Annotated in this window: 15 protein-coding genes; 2 read left to right on the top strand and 13 right to left on the bottom strand. The window is 70.7% G+C overall.

Annotated elements, in window-relative coordinates; translation table 11 throughout:
• Positions 1–19 precede the first annotated feature (19 nt).
• From MFF22_RS01495 to MFF22_RS01460, 8 genes are all read right to left on the bottom strand, one after another.
• Positions 20–1039: a YcjF family protein gene (locus tag MFF22_RS01495; RefSeq protein WP_238247346.1), complete on the bottom strand. Its 1020-nt coding sequence runs from the start codon at positions 1037–1039 to the stop codon at positions 20–22.
• A gap of 74 nt (positions 1040–1113) precedes the next feature.
• Positions 1114–2550, bottom strand: a complete 1437-nt coding sequence (locus MFF22_RS01490; protein ID WP_238247345.1) for a YcjX family GTP-binding protein — start codon at positions 2548–2550, stop codon at positions 1114–1116.
• Between the two features lie 136 nt (positions 2551–2686).
• The gene (locus MFF22_RS01485) at positions 2687–3823 is read right to left on the bottom strand and encodes a hypothetical protein (RefSeq protein WP_238247344.1); all 1137 of its coding nucleotides are present in this window, start codon (positions 3821–3823) and stop codon (positions 2687–2689) included.
• A 46-nt stretch (positions 3824–3869) separates the two neighbouring features.
• Complete coding sequence (gene hisN / locus MFF22_RS01480; protein ID WP_238247343.1) at positions 3870–4658, bottom strand: histidinol-phosphatase; 789 nt, start codon at positions 4656–4658, stop codon at positions 3870–3872.
• A 68-nt stretch (positions 4659–4726) separates the two neighbouring features.
• A complete protein-coding gene (locus tag MFF22_RS01475) occupies positions 4727–6805 on the bottom strand; it encodes an AI-2E family transporter (RefSeq protein WP_238247342.1) in 2079 nt (692 codons plus the stop codon).
• A gap of 172 nt (positions 6806–6977) precedes the next feature.
• Complete coding sequence (locus MFF22_RS01470) at positions 6978–8447, bottom strand: MmgE/PrpD family protein (protein ID WP_238247341.1); 1470 nt, start codon at positions 8445–8447, stop codon at positions 6978–6980.
• A gap of 264 nt (positions 8448–8711) precedes the next feature.
• Positions 8712–10007 carry a nicotinate phosphoribosyltransferase gene (locus tag MFF22_RS01465; RefSeq protein WP_238247340.1) on the bottom strand — a complete coding sequence of 432 codons (1296 nt, stop codon included), beginning with the start codon at positions 10005–10007 and terminating at the stop codon, positions 8712–8714.
• Between the two features lie 195 nt (positions 10008–10202).
• The gene (locus MFF22_RS01460; RefSeq protein ID WP_238247339.1) at positions 10203–10703 is read right to left on the bottom strand and encodes a pyridoxamine 5'-phosphate oxidase family protein; all 501 of its coding nucleotides are present in this window, start codon (positions 10701–10703) and stop codon (positions 10203–10205) included.
• A gap of 204 nt (positions 10704–10907) precedes the next feature.
• Between MFF22_RS01460 and apbC the strand changes: the two genes are divergently transcribed.
• Entirely contained in the window at positions 10908–12056 is a 1149-nt protein-coding gene (gene apbC, locus MFF22_RS01455) for an iron-sulfur cluster carrier protein ApbC (protein WP_238247338.1), read from the top strand.
• Positions 12057–12307: 251 nt separating this feature from the next.
• On the top strand, positions 12308–12910 hold the full coding sequence (gene mobA, locus MFF22_RS01450) for a molybdenum cofactor guanylyltransferase MobA (RefSeq protein ID WP_283206147.1): 603 nt from the start codon (positions 12308–12310) through the stop codon (positions 12908–12910).
• Between the two features lie 253 nt (positions 12911–13163).
• On the opposite strand, the gene MFF22_RS01445 is transcribed toward mobA, so the two are convergent.
• From MFF22_RS01445 to thrS, 5 genes are all read right to left on the bottom strand, one after another.
• Positions 13164–13622 (bottom strand): peptidylprolyl isomerase, encoded by a 459-nt coding sequence (locus MFF22_RS01445; protein WP_238247337.1) that lies wholly within the window; start codon positions 13620–13622, stop codon positions 13164–13166.
• A gap of 62 nt (positions 13623–13684) precedes the next feature.
• Positions 13685–14200, bottom strand: a complete 516-nt coding sequence (locus MFF22_RS01440) for a UCP034077 family protein (RefSeq protein ID WP_370877595.1) — start codon at positions 14198–14200, stop codon at positions 13685–13687.
• Positions 14197–14742 (bottom strand): peptidylprolyl isomerase, encoded by a 546-nt coding sequence (locus MFF22_RS01435; protein WP_238247336.1) that lies wholly within the window; start codon positions 14740–14742, stop codon positions 14197–14199. Before MFF22_RS01435 ends, MFF22_RS01440 begins: the two co-directional genes overlap by 4 nt.
• Positions 14743–14773: 31 nt before the next feature.
• Positions 14774–15274: a pantetheine-phosphate adenylyltransferase gene (gene coaD, locus MFF22_RS01430; protein WP_238247335.1), complete on the bottom strand. Its 501-nt coding sequence runs from the start codon at positions 15272–15274 to the stop codon at positions 14774–14776.
• A gap of 328 nt (positions 15275–15602) precedes the next feature.
• A complete protein-coding gene (thrS, locus tag MFF22_RS01425) occupies positions 15603–17630 on the bottom strand; it encodes a threonine--tRNA ligase (RefSeq protein WP_238247334.1) in 2028 nt (675 codons plus the stop codon).
• Positions 17631–17779: the final 149 nt, after the last annotated feature.

Here is a 17779-nt window from a genome sequence, read left to right as displayed (position 1 = left end):
ATGACGCGAGGTGCATGGCTTACTTCTCCTCGCCCGAACGCAGCAATTCCCCCGCGACGTCCGACAGACGCGGCGGCTCGATGCGCACGAAGGGCAGCGGCCGGCACACGGCCAGGGCCGCGAGCCCGAAGCGGCCGGTCATCAAGCCGTTGAGCACGCCCTCCCCGAGCTTGGCCGAGACCCGGGCGGCGAGCCCGAGGCCGAGCACCTGCTGGATCACGCTCTCACCCACCGCCATGCCGCCCGTCACGGTGAGATGGGCCAGGGCCGCACGGGCCAGCCGCAGGAAGCCGAGGAAGCCGGGGCGTCCGCCGTAGATCGCCGCGATCCGGCGCAGCAGCCGCACGTTGGCGAAGAGGACGAAGGCGACATCGACGATGGCCCGGGGGCTGAGCGCCGTGACCGCCGAGACCTGCTTGGCCGCCGTCGCGATGGCGTTGCGGGCCTGCCGGTCGAGGTCGGCGAGGAGTTCGCGCTCGGCGAGCCCGATCCGGTCATCCACGTCGAGGATCGCGTCGGCGGTCCCGTCCAGGCGTCCCCGGGCGGCGGCGAGCTGCGCCCGGTCGGCGTAGAGCGCCGACACCTCGCGCACCACCAGCATCGCCCCGGAATGATCCCGGGAGGCGATGGCATCGATGGCCGACTGGCGCAGTCGCTCGATCCGCTTCTCCCGCCGCAGGCCGGCGAGTTCGCGGCCGAGGATGACAGCCAGCGCCGTGAGCGCCAGGGCCAGCAGCGCCAGGGCGACATAGCCGAGCCACGGCGCCGCCTGGAACAGGTCGGTGATCATGCGCTCGATGGACAGGCCGATCCCCAGGGAGACGAGACCGCCCGCCGCCGACCAGAACAGGCCGCCCCAGGGCGAGCGGCGTTTCGGCGCCACCGGGACCGGCACGCCATCGGCGGCGTCCACGATCTCGAAGGGCTCCTCGACGATCACCGGCCCCGGCGGGGCCGCCTCGGGCGGCGGCGCGAAGCCGGGGGCCGGGGGCGGCTCGGGGGACAGGCGGAAGGCGCGGGGTTTCTGGCCCGAGGTCATTCACCGCTCCTCATGACGACCACACCGCCCCTTCCCCGTCTCCGGGAGAAAGGGCAGTCTTGTTTCCAAAACAATCACAGCCGGTCGCCGATCAGGAATTGCATCGCCCGGTCAAGGCGGATCTGCGGCAGGTGGCCGGGACGTCCGAGGCTGTCCGGGCGGATGAGCGGCGGGCGGAAGCGGGGGAAGCGTAAGGAGCCAGGCTCCACGGCGCCTTCCAGCACCGCCTCCGGCCGGGCCGGAAGCTCGCCAGGGAAGATTGCCGCCTCGCTCTGGCCGTCGAAGGTCTCGTCGCCGACGACCTCGCCGGCCTCCGGCGTGCCGGCCACCGCCCGCAGCACCGTGCCGCCGTCATGGACCGTGGTCTCGCGGGTCGCGCGGACGGAGGCCAGCGCCACCGTCCCGACCCGGGCGCCCGCGGCTTCCGTCCGGCGCATGGACCGCGAGACGAGGAGGCGCAGCAGGGCGTCGAGCCGGTCGTGGCTGGTCTGGTGGAGGTGGTCGGCCTTCGTGGCGGCGAACAGCACCCGGTCCGCCCGGGGCGCGAAGAATCGCGACAGGATCGAGTTGCGGCCGATGTTGAGGCTGAGCAGCACCGCGTCGAGGGCTTCCTCCAACTCGGCGAGGGCCGTCGGCCCGGCATCCACCGCCGAGAGCACGTCCACCAGCACGATCTGCCGGTCGACCCGCTGGAAGTGGTCCCGGAAGAACGGTGTCACGACCTTCGCCTTGTAGGCCTCGAAGCGCCGCTGCATCAGCCCGGCGAGGCTGTCGGGCGCGATCGTCTCGGGGAGACGGTCGAGGGGCGCGAAGGTCAGCGCCGGGGATCCGGCGAGGTCGCCGGGCATCAGGAACCGGCCCGGCGGAGTGGTGGCGACCGCCTCGGGGCCCGCCCGCAGGGCCGCGAGATAGGCCTTGAACGCGTCGCTCGCCCGCTCGGCGGCGACCTCGTCGAGGGGCCCGGCGGGGTCGAAGGCCTGGAGGGCGGCAAGCCACGGGGCGGCGACGGCCGCCCGGCCAGGCCGCCGGGTGCCCGCGATGGTCGACCGGGACCACGCCACGTAGTCGGTCTCGATCAGGGCGAGGTCGAGGAGCCATTCGCCGGGGTAATCGACCACGTCGAGCATCAGGGTCGCCGGGCCGGAGCGCCAGCCGGCGGCGCGCTCGTAGGCGATCTCCAGGCGGAACTGGCTGATCCGGTCGGTGGACCGGGGCCAGGCGCGGGCCTCGGTGAGGGTCGCGAAATGCTCCTCGAAGGGGAAGCGGGGCACATCGTCGTCGGGCTGCGGCACGAGGCGCGCCCGGCGCAGGCGGCCCTCCTGCGCGGCGGCGAAGGCCGGCAGGGCGTGGGTCTCCACGAGATGGTGGATCAGGGCCGTGGTGAACACGGTCTTCCCCGAGCGGGCGAGGCCGGTCACCCCGAGGCGGAGCGTCGGCTGGACGAGGAGGTCCTGGGACGCCTCGGCGAAGGCGCGCAGGGCAGAGCCGGCGCGGGAGGTGAAATCGGTCAAGGGAGGGGGCACGGGCCGGCGACGGTTGGAAGGGGGCGGGCGTGAGGTGGCGCGGGAAAGGCTCGGCCGCAAGGGTGTGCGATGCGGCTGCGCCGCTTCTCCTTTCCACCCGCTGCGGCGGAGGGAGTGCCCATGCCTAAGGCCCCTCCCCCGCGAGGCGGGTGACCGCCCCCGCCACGAGCTCCGGCCCGGCGCGCAGGGTGCCGAGTTCCACCGCCGACATGGCCAGCATGACGGGGGCGAGGTTCGGCAGGACCTCGTCGTCCGGACCGAATAGCTTCAGGTCGTCGTCGGGCTTGAGGCCCACGCTGGCGGCGATTCGCCCGGCATAGGCCCGGATGCGCACCTCGTCGCCGGTGCAGAGGGGGGCCGGAAGACGCAGGTCGAGGACCGGCAGGCCGGCGGCGATGGCCGGCAGCAGGGCCGATTCGGCCACCATCCGGTCCGGGCTCGGCACCCGGCCCCCGGACAGCAGGGCGGACGGGTTGTCGATTCCGCGCAGGGCTCGCGGGGAGGTCCGCGCCGGGGCATGCTCCGTCGGCGCTATTCCCGCGGCGATGTCCGCCACGGGCCGCGGATCCGAGACCCGGGTGACCGACCGGACGGCCGGGCGGGTGCCGGAACGCCCGGCGAGGCGGGCGAGGGGCGACCAGGGCTGGATCCGCAGGGCTCCGCCCCGGCCGGCCCGGGCCGCCGCGAGGCGCGGGGCGCCGCCGGGCCTGTGCCGGGCGAGGAAGCGAGCCCGCAGCGTGCCGCCGATGCCCCGGGGCGCGAGGCCGGTCGAGACGACCGCCGGTCCGGCCGATCCTCCCCGGCCGGTGGGGGCGATGCGGCATTCCGCAGGCGCCCAGCGGCGCACGATGGCCAGCGCGCTCCGGCGACCGTAGTCGCGGTAGTAACGGCGGAGCAGATGGGCCGCGGCGTCGGCCCCGTCGGCGAGAGTGGCGAAGGCGGTGTGCCCCTCCCCGTCCGCGCCGATCTCCCCCGGCCAACGGGCCGACTTGATGCACCACCCGTTGTTGAGCCGGACGCAGCGGGCGACGTAGGGCGGGTCCTTGGCGAGGCTCGCGGTGAGGGCCAGAGCCTGCGGCTGCAAGGCCGCGGCGGTCTGTGCGTGCCAGTTGGACACCGCCCGCGCCGCCGGGTCGAAACGCGGTGCCTCGGCGGACGCCGTCGCCTCCGTGGGGCGCGGCAGGGCCTGCAGGAGCGTTGCGGCGCCCTCCCCGGCCTGCGAGGCGAGCCCCGCGAGCAGGACGAGGGCCGTCAACAGCATGCAGAAGGACCTCCACGATGGGGGTGCCTGCCGCCGAACGCCGCCTTCACGGGTTCAGCACCTTCAACGCCGCCTCGTGCAGCCGGGGATCGCCCGCGGCGATGACCCTGCCCCCGGAGCCGGCCGGACCGCCATCCCACCCCGTGACCCGGCCCCCGGCCCCCTCGACGATGGGGATCAGGGCGCAGATGTCGTAGGGCTTGAGCCCCGCCTCGACCACGAGGTCGATCTGCCCGGCCGCGAGCATGCAATAGGCGTAGCAGTCGGTGCCGTAGCGGGAGAGGCGCACCTGCCCTTCCAGGGCGCGGAAGCGTTCGGCTTCCTCTCCCTCCGCGAACAGCCGCGGGTCGGTGGTGGCGAGCAACGCCTGGGAGAGGTCGGCACAGCGGCGGCTGCGAAGGGTGCGCTCCCCGGCCGGTCCCCGCAGCTTCGCGGTGTGGCCGTCGCCTGTGAACAGCTCGCCGAGATAGGGCTGGTGCATGAGCCCGCGCACCGGCACACCGTTACGGGTGAGGCCGATGAGGGTGCCCCAGGTCGGGATCCCGGCGATGAAGGCGCGGGTGCCGTCGATGGGATCGAGCACCCAGACGCATTCCGCATCCGCCCGCTCGGTGCCGAACTCCTCGCCGAGGATGCCGTGCCCGGGAAAGGCCCTGCCGATCATGGCCCGCAGCACGATCTCCGCCGCCCGGTCGGCCTCCGTCACGGGATCGAAGGGCGAGCCGCCTCGGGCCTTGTCCTCCATGGCGAACTGCGCCCGGAAGAACGGCATGATCGCCTTGCCCGAGGCGTGGGCGAGATCGTCCATGAACCGGCCGAGTTCGACGACGCTCATGGGGTCCTGTCTCCGACCTTCCGGCTCCGCGCCGGCAGTGAGACGAAGCCGGGGCGTAGGGGCCGGCGTCAAGCCCCCACTCTCACCGCGTCGAATCCGCTGACCCCTTGTCCAGCTGCGTCTCGTCCCGCCGCGTCCTGCTCCGTCGTCTCCTGCGCCGAATCCCCCTGCACCGGGGACGATTTCGCCGTTTGCGCTCCGGTGCGCGGATGCAGGAAGTGGGTCGGGTCCGCCGTGGCCGCGGCGAGCACCGCATCGACGGCCTCGTGGAGGGAGCCGGCCGTGATGTCGGCATCGAAGGAGAAGCCTGGCCTGCGCGCCTTCTCGTCGGCGAGCCACAGCCCCGCCAGGACGGGCACCGTGGGCATGTGCCGCTTCAGCCGGGCGATGAGCCGGTTGAGGTGCTGCGGTTCGCCGCCATGGGCAATGGAGACGACGCAGGCGAGGCGCGGCAGCCCTGGATCGAGGGTGGCGAGGCGGGCTGACGCCGTTTCGGAGAAAAGCACCGTCCGGGCGCCGATCCCGCGCTTGGCGAGAATTTGCGCCAGGATCGCCACGGCGGCGGCATCGAGGAAGCCCCGGCCCGACACGCACAGCACCGCCCCCTCCCGGGTCCAGGCCTCGGGCAGGGTGTCTGGAACGGGATGGACGGGGAGTGGGCTGCAGGCGCCCTCGGCCTCGCAGGCATCCGTCGCCTCCCCCTTGGGGCTGCCGTCCGCCGGCCCGTCGGTCCGGTCGGCGAGATCTTCGATCAGTTCGGAGAGCGTGCTGCGCATGGCGCCCTTCTGGCCCGGCGTCAGGACGCCCCGGGCCGCGTCGCGGGCGGCCAGCTCCAGGGCCTTCATCACGACGTCCTCGTAGTAGGACGACAGGGAGCAGTGCTGGAGGATCAGGTCCGCGTGGCCGAGGACCTCCTCCGAGTCGCCCGCGAGGATGCGCTGGTAGAAGTTCTGGACGGGCGTCAGCGCGGGTCGGTCGCCGAACAGCACGTCGAGGAATTCGAGGTGCTCCACATGGCGCCCGAGAACCACGAGGCAGGCGGTGAGCGGCGTCGAGAGGAGCAGGCCGACAGGCCCCCACAGCCATGTCCAGAATAGGGCGGAGACCAGCACCGCGGTGGGCGAGAGGCCGGTGGACTGGCCGTAAAAGATCGGCTCGATGACCTGTCCGGTGATCGGCTCCAGGATCAGGAACAGGATCGCGGTGGCGATGGTCATGTTCCAGCCCGGGTCCACCGAGGCGGCCAGCATCATCGGCAGCAGGGCAGAGACGAAGGCGCCGAGATAGGGCACGAACCGCATCAGCGCCGAGACGATCCCGCACAGGACCGGGTTGGGCACGCCGATGAAGTAGAGGCCGACACCCACCACGACGCCGAAGGCGGTGTTGAGGGCGACCTGGGCGACGAAGTAGCGGGACAGGCGCCGGGCGGCATCGTCCATCGCCACGGTGGTCCGGTGGAGGTCGCGGGACCCCGCAAGGCGAATGAGCCTGTCGCGCAGGTCCTCCCGCTGCATCAGGACGAACAGGAGCACCACGGAGACGATCCCGGCGGTGGCCAGGGGCTGGAGGACCGGTGAGAGCAGGGTGCTCGCCGTCTCCAGGGGGCTCGGGGGGGTCGCCGCCATCTCGACGAGCATCGGCTTGCGCTCGTCCTTCGAGCCGGCGGAGGGGGCCGGCGGCTCGCTGGGCTTCGGCTCCGTCTTGGCCTGTCCCTCGGCGTGGCCGGCGTTGTGGATCACCCGGCCGATATTGGCGACGTAGTCCGTCATCCGGCCAGCGGGGCTGTTGCGCAGGCCCTCCAGCTTGTGCTCGATCGTGGCCCGGTAGCGCGGCACGTCTCCGGCGAGGTCAGCGACCTGGATGCCGATGAGGGTGGCGAGCGCCCCCACGATTCCCAGGGTCATCAGCACCGCGAGCCCCACGGCGACGAGCCGCGGGAGGCGCCAGCGGCGCAGCCAGTTCACCAACGGCCCGATCACGAAGGACAGGAGCAGGGCGATGGCGATCGGGATGAAGATCTCCCGGCCGACATACAGGCCGGCGACGAGCAGCGCGCCGACGAGGAACGGCGAGGCGAGCGCCGCCCGGGGCGTCTCTGCGGCGGCGACACGGGTCGGCCGCGGGCGGATTAGCGGATCGTCCATGCCGGGAACCCCGGTTTTACGTCTGACCATACCGAGCCGGAGCCCCCGCCACGCCGAACCGGGCGCCGGCCGGGGCCGGGGCGCCATACGGACGGGGAACGGCACGGGGCGGGAAAACGATCCCGCCCGGCGGCGGCGTGGCCTCCGGGACGAGGCCCGCGTGCTGGGGGCGTCAGGCCCCGGCCACGCCGGCGCGGGTCACATCCGCCGCGTTGGAAAGGTTCGGCAGGTCGCGGCACATCCGCAGGACGCGCTCGGCCTGGGCGGCGGGCAGGACGCCGTCGGCGAGGTCCTTGAACTTCGCGTCGAGCTGCGCGTCAGTCATCGGCTTCTCGACGCTGCCGACGGCATGGACGATGTGGCGGTGGAGCGTGCGCCCGTCGTTGAGGGTCACGGTCATGTCGACCTGGGCCGCGTCGATGCCGGGGGTGACGACCGGGTGGACCTTCTGGCGCAGCGCCACGACCCGCGGGTCGTTCACCGCCCGGTCGCTGAACTGCTTCTCGCCGCCCGCCCCCTCCACGAAGGCCACCGCCGCCGCGTGGTAGATGCTGAACTTGCCCTCGAGCCCGGTCTTCGGTGCCGTCTTGCCCGTGAGTTCGAGGACCAGCGGGTGGACCTTCAGGTCGACGCTCCGGATATCCTCCGGCTTTACATGGTCCTCGTCGCGGGTCTGGATCGCCGCGTCGATGGTCGGGTGCATGACGATACCGCAGGCGAAGGGCTTGTAGGTGTTGAGGGCGCTCTCGTAGTGGCTGCCGAGGCCGTCGGTGATCTGCGACCAGTCCTGCTTGGTCGAGATGGTCTGCGCCCAACCCCGGCGGACCTCGATCATGTGCTCCGACGACGTGAAGCCCTTCGCGGCGAGGATCGCGGCGAACAGCCCGTTTGACGCCGCCCGGCCGGGGTTGAAGCTCTTGTTCATCGAGCCGAACGATTCCCGCAGGCCTACCAGCTGCGAGGCGGCAAGACCCAGGGCGAAGATCGTCTTCTCCTCGTCGAGCCCCATCAGCTTCGCCGTGGCGGCGGCCGCTCCGAACGGCCCGCAGGTGCCGGTGATGTGCCAGCCGGCATCGTAATGGTTCGGATAGACCATGTTGCCGATCCGGCATTCGACCTCGATGCCGACGACCAGCGCGTCGAGGAAATCCTTGCCGGAGACCGGGTGCATCTCGGCATAGGCGAGGATCGCCGAGGCCACGGGCCCGGCCGGATGGATGATGGTCTTCAGGTGGGTGTCGTCGAAGTCGAAGATGTGGCTCGACACGCCGTTGAGGAAGGCGGCGTTCATGATGTCGAACCGCTCGGTGCGTCCGAACAGCCCCGCCTGCGGCGGCCCGGAGAAGGGCTTGAGCGCCGAGACCGCGATGTCCAGCGTCTCGTGGTGCGAGCCGCCGATCGCCACGCCGACCCAGTTCAGGAAGGTCCGCACGCCCTCGCGGCGGACGTTCTCCGGCAGGCCGTCATAGGTGGAACTGCGGATGAACTCCGCAAGGATCTTCGTGACCGGCGGCGGCGGGGCTTTGGCCGTGGGCGGCGCGGCGGCCGGGGCGGCACCCTCCGCGGCTTGGGCCATCTGGAGGGCCGGGGCGCCGAGGGCGAGGCCGGCGGCGCCGATGAGCGAGCGGCGGTTCATGGTCATGACAATTCCTCCCGCGCGGGCCGTCTCGGACCCGTCGTGGTCATCACTATATTAAGTATTCCAGAGCGGGCGAGTATGGCTGCCCGGTGCGCTGGGGACTTTTCTGCACGCCTTGCCAACCCCGTCATTGCGAGCGCAGCGATGCAATCCAGGGCAACGGGACATTCGGAGAGCGTGGCGGATTCCTGGATTGCTTCGCTGCGCTCGCAATGACGGTGAGGACGTCAGCGCTCGCGCGATCCCCGCAGGGGCAGGATGCGCCCCTCACACCAGCACGGGCAGCGCCGCCTGCTCGCCGACGGCGAAGACCCGGCGGTAGCGGGCGATCTCGTCCGCCGGCCCCTGCGCCTTGGTGGGGTTGTCGGAAAGCTTCACCGTCGGCCGACCGTCGGCATCCATGACCTTGCAGACCACCGAAACCGGGTCGAGCCGCCCGTCCGGCATCAGGCCGCGGAAATCGTTGGTGAGCAGGGTGCCCCAGCCGTAGCCGATCCGCATCCGCCCGTGGAACCGGGCATGGATGCGCTCGATCTCGGCGATGTCGAGCCCGTCCGAGAAGATCGCGAGCTTGTCCCGGGGATCGCGCCCGTGCTCCTGCCAGAAGCGGATCGCCTCCTCGCCTCCCTCGATCGGGTCTTTCGAGTCGATGCGGATGCCGGTCCAGTCGGCGACCCAGTCGGGGGCGTCGGCGAGGAAGCCCGTGGTGCCGTAGGTGTCGGGCAGGACGATGCGGAGGTTCCCCGCATAATCCTCCTGCCAATCGGAGAGCACCGCGTAGGGCGCCGCCGCCAGGGCCGCGTCGTCCGGGGCGAGGGCCGCGTAGACCATCGGCAGTTCGTGGGCGTTGGTGCCCACCGGCTCGACCTCGCGCTTGGCGGCGATGAGGCAGTTGGAGGTGCCGAGGAAGCGCGGCTCCCCCAAGCCCTCGGCCATCGCCTGCACGCACCAGTCCTGCCACAGGAAGCCGTGGCGGCGGCGCGTGCCGAAATCGGCGATCGACAGGTCCGGCAGACGTTGCAGCCGCTCGATCTTCTCCCACACCCGGGTCATCGCCCGGGCATAGAGCACCTGCAAAGTCAGCTTGCCGAGGCCGCGCAGGACCGAGCGCGCCCGCAATTCGTTGAGGATGGCGAGCGCCGGGACCTCCCACATGGTCGTCTCGACCCAGGGGCCGTGGAAGGTGAGCTCGTATTGTCCGTCGCGGGTGGCGAGCTCGTATTCGGGCAGGCGGAAACTCTCGAACCACGCCACGAAGTCGGGCTCGAGGATCCGCCCCTGGCCACGGAACACGTTGCCGCGCAGCCACGTCACCTCGCCCTTCGACAGGCGCAGCGACCGGGCATGGTCGAGTTGCTCCCGCAGCAGTCCCTCATCGACCTCGTCGGCGATGCGGACCCGCGCCGTGCGGTTGGCGATGCCGAAGGTCGTCTCCACCTGCGGGTGCCGGCGCAGGATCGTCTGCGCCATCAGGAGCTTGTAGAAATCCGTGTCGAGCAGCGACCGCACGATGGGGTCGATGCGGAAGCTGTGGTCGTACACCCGCTTCGCGAGATCGAGCATTTTTTGGGACTTGGTGTTGGCGCCGGGGGAGAGGGACGGCGCACCTTTTCGCCCGTGGCGTCAACGCTTGCGGTCGTGGAAACGCGCGATTGTCCCACAGCCATTGCGAGCACCGCGAAGCAATGACGATAGAGGGTACGAAGAAGGGCGGCGGCCGTGCCCGGCCTGCCGCCCTCGCTGACGGTGGAGAAGGCCTTACGACAGGCCGACCTTCTTGGTCTCGGTCTTCGGGCTCTCGCCGGTGAGGGCGGCCTTCACGGTGCCGTAGATGTGCAGCATCGTCGCGTTCGGGCTGTCCCAGTACTCGCCCTTTTCCGGGCAGACGCGGATCAGGGCGACCTCGGGGTCGTCCTTTCCGTTCGGAAACCACGTCTTCAGGCTGGCATTCCACTTCTGATCGATGAGTGCCTGGTCACGGACCACTTCGGCCTTGCCGGCGACCGACACGTAGTTCTGGCTGGACGGGTCCGAGTAAGCCAGGTTCACCTGGTTGTCCCGGCTGATCTCGGCGGTCTTGGGCGAGTGCAGCTTGGTGAAGAACCACAGGTCGCCATTCTCATCGACGTCGTTGTTCCACATCGGCCGGCTGTTGAGGGTGCCGTCGGTATCGACGGTAGTCATCATCGCGACCTTCACATCCTTGATCAGGTCGAACAGCTTCTCGGCGCCCTCATGGTCGCGGTGGTTCTGGTGCACGGCGTCACTCCTGCCTCGGTGGCGGGCCGCGCACGGCGGCCCTGCCCGGATTCGCCTCGACAACGGGCGAGGCTCCGGTTGGTTCAGGTCCGTCAGCGGGGTGGTGTTTCCGGCAGGCACGTATAGATGACAGGTTCGCCCTGAGATGACGGCGCGATGCCCCACCGGGTCCGGCGGGCATCGAAAGTTCCGGAGCACCGACCCTTGGCCATCACCCGCGACGACGTGCTGCGCGCCCTGCAATCGGTGACGATCGATGCCGCCGGCACCACCCTGCCCGGTTCCGGGCGCCTCTCCCAGGTTGTGGTCGACCCCAACAACCGGGTGATGTTCTCGATCCTGGTCGATCCCTCGGAGGCCGAGCGCTTCGAGCCGGTGCGGCGGCAGGCGGAGGGCCGCGTCCTGCAGATCCAGGGCGTCTCCGGCGTCTTCGCCAGCCTGACCTCCGAGCGGGATACCAGCCACCCGGCCCAGAGCAGCGCCGCGCCGCGGCCGGTCTCGCCGCCGCCCGTCGCGCCGCCCCGGCCCGGCGCCCCGCCGCAGCAGGGGCCGAAGCTCCCGGGCGTGCGCCACATCGTGGCGGTGGCCTCCGGCAAGGGCGGAGTGGGCAAGTCCACCACCGCCTGCAACCTCGCACTGGCCCTCCAGGCGCAGGGGCTGAAGGTCGGCCTGCTGGATGCCGACATCTACGGCCCCTCGGTGCCGAAGCTGTTCGGCCTGTCGGGCAAGCCGACCGTGGTCGACAACAAGGCCATGGAGCCCATGGTCGGCTACGGCCTGAAGGTGATGTCCATCGGCTTCCTGATCGAGCCCGAGGCGGCGATGATCTGGCGCGGGCCGATGGTCCAGTCGGCGATCACGCAGATGCTCCGGGACGTCCTGTGGGGCGAACTCGACGTGCTCCTCGTGGACATGCCCCCCGGCACGGGCGACGCGCAGCTCACCATGGCCCAGGCCACGCCGCTGTCGGGCGCGGTGATCGTCTCGACGCCCCAGGACCTCGCGCTCATCGACGCCCGGCGCGGGGTGACGATGTTCAAGAAGGTCGCGGTGCCGATCCTCGGCATCGTCGAGAACATGGCGACGTTCATCTGCCCGAATTGCGGCCACGCCTCGCACATCTTCGGGCACGGCGGCGCGCGCCACGAGGCCCAGCGCCTCGGCGTGCCGTTCCTCGGCGAGGTGCCCCTGAACATGACGATCCGCGAGACCTCCGATGCCGGCCGGCCGGTGGTGGCGACCGATCCCGAAGGGCCGCAGGCCAAGGTCTATCGCGAGATCGCCGCGGCGCTCTGGGCGAACCTCTCCGGCGCAGGGCCGGCCCGCTCGGCGCCGAAGATCGTCATCGAGTAGGTGTTTGGCGTGATGGCGTGATCCGGCCCACGCCTTCCCCTCTCCCCGTTTGCGGGGAGAGGCCCGCGTGGACCGGGCTGTCCATGCGGAAAGCAAAGCCGAAGCCGGAGCGATGGTGAGGGGGCCCGCAGGATGAGGCTTCTCCGACAAGCCCCCCTCACCCCCGGCTGCCGCCTTGCCGCGCCGACGACAGGGTCGTCGCGGCCCTCTCCCCGCAAGCGGGGCGAGAGGATGCTCGATGTGGCCCGCCAGTGGCGCTGATCCTCGGCCTGATCCTCGCGGGCGGCCTCGGGCGCCGGATGGGCGGGGTGGACAAGACCCTGCTGCCCCTCGGGGGACGGCCGGTCCTGGCGCGGATCGTGGAGCGCATGGCGCCGCAATGCCCCGCCGGGTTGGCGCTCAGCGCCAACGGCGATCCGGGGCGGTTTTCAAGGGTGTTCGACGGCCCGGTCCTGCCCGACCCCGTACCGGGTGCCGTGGGGCCGCTGGCGGGCATCCTGGCCGGGCTGGAGCACGGTACGGGCCTGCCCGGCGTGACGCATGTGCTGAGCGTGCCCGGCGATGCCCCGTTCCTACCGGACGATCTCGTCGCGCGCCTCGCGGCCTCCCTCGGCCCTGCCCCCATTGCGGTGGCGGCGTCCGGCGGGCGGGAGCACTTTACGGTGGCGATCTGGCCGGTCGCCCTGCGGGACGACCTGCGGGCGTGGCTCGCGTCCGGCGAGCGCCGGGTCGGTGCCTTCATCGCCCGCCATGGAAGCATGGTGGTGGAATGGCCGGCAGAGCCGGTCGATCCGTTCCTGAACCTCAACGCGCCGGAGGATTTTCGCCGGGCGGAGGGTTGGCTGAAAGGGTGAAGGGTCAAAGCCCCTTCGTCATTGCGAGCGGAGCCGAGGCGGGACGGACAAGACCGCCAATCCCACCCCCTCCCCTCATCCTGAGGTGCCGACGCGAAGCGGCGGCCTCGAAGGAGGGCTCCAGAAGGCTCTGCGATCCCTGGAGCCCTCCTTCGAGGCCCGCCAGGGGCGGGCACCTCAGGATGACGAAGAGGGTGGGATCGACGTCACCACGCCCCCTCCCCCGGCGGGGAGAGGGAGCGCGCTGGCCGGCTCAGGCGGCGGCGACGGTGGCCTTGACGATCTTGTCCGGCGAGCGCGGCGGCTCGCCCTTGTTGATCGTGTCGACCACGTCCATGCCCTCTACGACCTTGCCCCACACGGTGTACTGCTTGTCGAGGAAGCGCGCGTCGTCGAAGCAGATGAAGAACTGCGAATTCGCCGAATGCGGGAAGTTGGTCCGCGCCATCGAGCAGGTGCCGCGGGTGTGGGGCTCGGCGTTGAACTCGGCCTTCAAGTCCGGGAGCTCGGAGCCGCCGGAGCCGGTGCCGGTCGGGTCGCCGGTCTGGGCCATGAAGCCGTCGATGACCCGGTGGAACGGCACGCCGTCGTAGAAGCCCTGGGAGGCCAGAGTCTTGATCCGCTCCACATGGTTCGGGGCGAGGTCGGGGCGCAGGCCGATGACGACGCGGCCCTTGGTGGTCTCGAGGACGATGGTTTCGGTATCGGCCATGGTCTGGTTCTCCAATGGTGCGGGTGGGAAAAGGCGATCCTACGACAGGTCGGCGGCGCCGGTCAGGCCGGCGGCCGGTAGACGAAGCGCAGGGCGACGGGGCGGCCGGCGATCGCCCGGCCCAGGCCGGGGGTGATGCGGGCCGGGGTGCACCGGGCGAGGGCGGCCAGGGTGGCCCGGGTGAGGACCTGCCGGTCGCTCCCCGCGACGCCGGCGGCGTAGGTGATGCGCGGCGGGCCGATGAGGCTGCCGTCGCGCCGGAGCGACAGCCGCGCCGTCACCTCCACGTCGGGTCCCTGGATGCCGCCCGCAAGGTGCGGCAGGCTCCAGCAGGCGGCGAGGGCCGGATAGAGCGCGGCCAGGGTGTTCGCCGGGGCGGCGGGCCTGTCCGGGAGGGGCACGGCTACGGTCGCCCGCAGGGTCTGGGGCAGGCTCAGGGGATAACCGCCGCCCGGCTCATAGGCGTAGCCGGAATAGAAGTGGGCCCCGTCATAGGCGCAGGCCGGGAGGGGCGCGCCCGCAACGAGCGCGCCGAGGAGCAGGAACCGCAGGACCGGCCTGCCCCCCGCGCCCCTCACTTGCCCTTCTCGGCCAGCGTCATGCGGACGATCTTGTCCGGGTCCTGCACCGCGCCGCCGGGGGCGCCGGGGGCGGCCTTCTTGATCTTGTCGAGGACGTCGAGCCCATCCGTGACGTTGCCGACGACCGTGTACTGGCCGTTCAGGAACGGCGCGTCGCCGAGGCAGATGAAGAACTGCGAGTTGGCCGAGTTCGGGTTGCCCGAGCGGGCCATGCCCACCGTGCCGCGCTTGAACTGTGCCGTCTGCGAGAACTCGGCCGGGATGTCGGGCAGGTCCGAGCCGCCGGTGCCGTTGCCCTTCGGGTCGCCGGTCTGGGCCATGAAGCCGTCGATCACCCGGTGAAACTTCAAGCCGTCGTAGAAGCCCCGGGAGACCAGGGTCTTGATCTGCTTCACGTGCTTCGGGGCGAGGTCGGGGCGCAGCTCGATGGTGATGCGGCCGTCCTTGGTCTGCAGGTAGACGGTGTTGGCGTCGGCGGCCATGGCCGGGGCGGTAAGGCCCATCGAGAGGGCGAGCGCGAGGAGCGTGCGGCGTTTCATGGCTCTGTCGGAATCCTTCCGGTCTTGAGGGTCAGGCCGGCGCGAAACGCGCCTTGAGCCGGGCGGCCACCTCGGCGGGCACGAAGGGCGAGACGTCGCCCCCCATCCCGGCGATCTGCCGCACCAGGGTCGCGGTGATGGGCCGGGCGCTGGTCGAGGCGGGCAGGAACACGGTCTGGACTTCCGGGGCCATGGCCCCGTTCATCCCCGCGAGTTGCATCTCGTAGTCGAGGTCGGTCCCGTCCCGCAGGCCCCGGATGAACACCGTGGCGCCGCAGCGTCGCGCCGCCGAGACGGCGAGGTCGTCGAAGGTGACGACCTCAAGGGCCGCCCCCTCGGCCTGGGCCACCGGCCCGCAGGTCGCCGCCAGCAGCTCGGACCGCTCCTCGGCGGAGAAGAGCGGCGCCTTGCCGGGATGCACGCCGATGGCGATCACCAGCCGGTCGACCAGGCGGCAGGCCTGGCGCACGACATCGAGATGGCCGTTCGTGACCGGATCGAACGAGCCTGCATAGAGGGCGGTGCGGGTCATCGCCGGTTGCCCTAGCGCGTTTTGGAGCAGGACGGAACCTTTGACGCCTATTTCCCTCCTGCCCAGCCGGTCATCGCGTGCGCAGCGAAGCAATCCAAGGGTCCGCCCCGATCCGAGACGTCCCGCTTCCCTGGATTGCTTGGCTGCGCTTGCAATGACGACAGCGAGCGGATCTTGCCGGAGTTCCGCACCGATCCCACCCGCCTCCTCATCCTGAGGTGCCCGCGGCAGCGGGCCTCGAAGGAGGGTTCCAGGGATCGCAGAGCCTTCTGGAGCCCTCCTTCGAGGCGGCTTCGCCGCACCTCAGGATGAGGGGAGAGGCCCGTCCCTACGGAACGGCGCTCTCCCCATGGTGCGAGTCGAGCACCGTATCGCTGGTCGGGACGGTCTCGGCGACCGCGTCGGCCCGGCGGCGGTCGGGGGTGGTCGCCTCGTCCACGAAGCTCGCCACCGCCTCCTCAAGGGGCAGGGTGCGGGTCTGCTGGCTACCGAGCCGCCGGATCGAGACCGTCCCCTCCTCCGCCTCGCGCTTGCCCAGCGCCAGCAGCACCGGCACCTTGGCCAGGGAATGCTCTCGGACCTTGTAGTTGATTTTTTCGTTGCGCAGATCCGCCTCGACCCGCAGGCCCGCCCGCTCCAGCGCCCGCACCACCTTGGCGGCGTAGGCGTCGGCCTCGCCGGTGATGGTGGCGACCACCACCTGCACAGGAGCGAGCCACAGGGGGAAATGCCCGGCGAAATGCTCGATCAGGATGCCGGTGAACCGCTCCATCGAGCCGCAGATCGCCCGGTGGACCATGACCGGCGGCTTCTTCTGCCCGTCGGCATCGACATAGAACGCGCCGAACCGCTCGGGCAGGTTGAAGTCCACCTGCGTCGTCCCGCACTGCCAGTCGCGGCCGATGGCGTCCCGCAGCACGTACTCGAATTTCGGCCCGTAGAAGGCGCCCTCCCCCGGGTTCACGGCGGTCTTGATCCGCCCGCCCGACTGCTCCTCGATCTGCGCCAGCACCCGCGTCATCACGCTCTCGGCATGGTCCCACAGGGCATCCGAGCCGACGCGCTTCTCCGGCCGGGTCGAGAGCTTCACGACGATCTCGCCGAAGCCGAAATCGGCATAGGTCGAGAGGATCAGGTCGTTGATCTTCAGGCACTCGTCGGCGAGCTGATCCTCGGTGCAGAAGATGTGCGCGTCGTCTTGGGTGAAGCCGCGCACCCGCATCAGCCCATGCATGGCGCCGGACGGCTCGTAGCGGTGCACCACACCGAATTCTGCCATCCTCAGGGGAAGATCGCGGTAACTCTTCAACCCATGCTTGAAGATCTGCACGTGGCCGGGGCAGTTCATCGGCTTAAGGGCGAACCAGCGCTTGTCCTCGGCCTCCTCGCCGGCCGATTGCGCGGCGAACATGTTTTCGCGGTACCAGCCCCAGTGGCCTGAGGTCTCCCACAACGCCTTGTCGAGGATCTGCGGGGCGTTCACCTCCGCGTAGTCGCCCCGCAGGCGGCGGCGCATGTAGGCGATCAGCTTCTGGAAGATCGTCCAGCCCTTGGCGTGCCAGAAGACGACACCCGGCCCCTCCTCTTGGAAGTGGAACAGGTCCATCTCCCGGCCAAGCCGGCGGTGGTCCCGGCGCTCGGCCTCCTCCAGGCGGTGGATGTAGGCGTCGAGGTCTTCCTTGGTGGCCCAGGCGGTGCCGTAGATGCGGGTCAGCATCGGGTTGTTCGAATCGCCCCGCCAGTAGGCGCCCGCGACCTTCATCAGCTTGAAGGCGGTGCCCACCTTCCCCGTCGAGGTCATGTGCGGGCCGCGGCAGAGATCGAACCACTCGCCCTGGCGGTAGATCTTCAGGTCCTCCCCCGGCGGGATGGCGTCGACCAATTCGACCTTGAAGCCCTCCTTCTTCTCCGCGAACAGGTTGCGGACGTCGTCCCGGGTCCAGACCTCCTTGGTGAAGGGGGCGTCGCGGGCGATGATCTCGCGCATCTTCGCTTCGATCGCCGGGAAATCCTCCGGCGTGAACGGGGCTTCCCGGTGGAAATCGTAATAGAAGCCGTTCTCGATCACCGGGCCGATGGTGACCTGCGTCTCCGGCCAGAGGGACTGTACCGCCTCGGCGAGCACGTGGGCGCAATCGTGCCGGATCAGCTCCAGGGCGCGGGGATCGGTCCGGTCGAGGAACTCGATCCGGGCGTCCTGGGCGATAGGGTCGTCGAGATCGCAGACGGTCCCATCCAGCGCCATGGCCACGGTGCGTTTGGCGAGCGACTTGGCAATTCCCTCGACCACGCTGCGGCCGGTGGTGCCGGCGGCGACCTCCCGGCTGTTGCCATCGGGGAAGGTCAGGACGGGCATGGTCTGTCTCCTGGCTCACTCCTGCGAACGGGGCAGGTAAGCGGGTGTTTGGGGGTTGTCGCGAGGCCGGCCGTTTAGACCGTTTCGCCCTCCGAGGGAATGCGGAAGGCGCGCGATCCCCTGAGCCCTCCTTCGTGGCCCGCCAGGGC

This window comes from Methylobacterium persicinum (genome assembly GCF_022179525.1).
Classification (GTDB): Bacteria; Pseudomonadota; Alphaproteobacteria; order Rhizobiales; family Beijerinckiaceae; genus Methylobacterium; species Methylobacterium persicinum.
The sequence above is the reverse complement of the archived record's forward strand: the minus strand, read 5'-3'. Positions and strand labels throughout refer to the sequence as shown.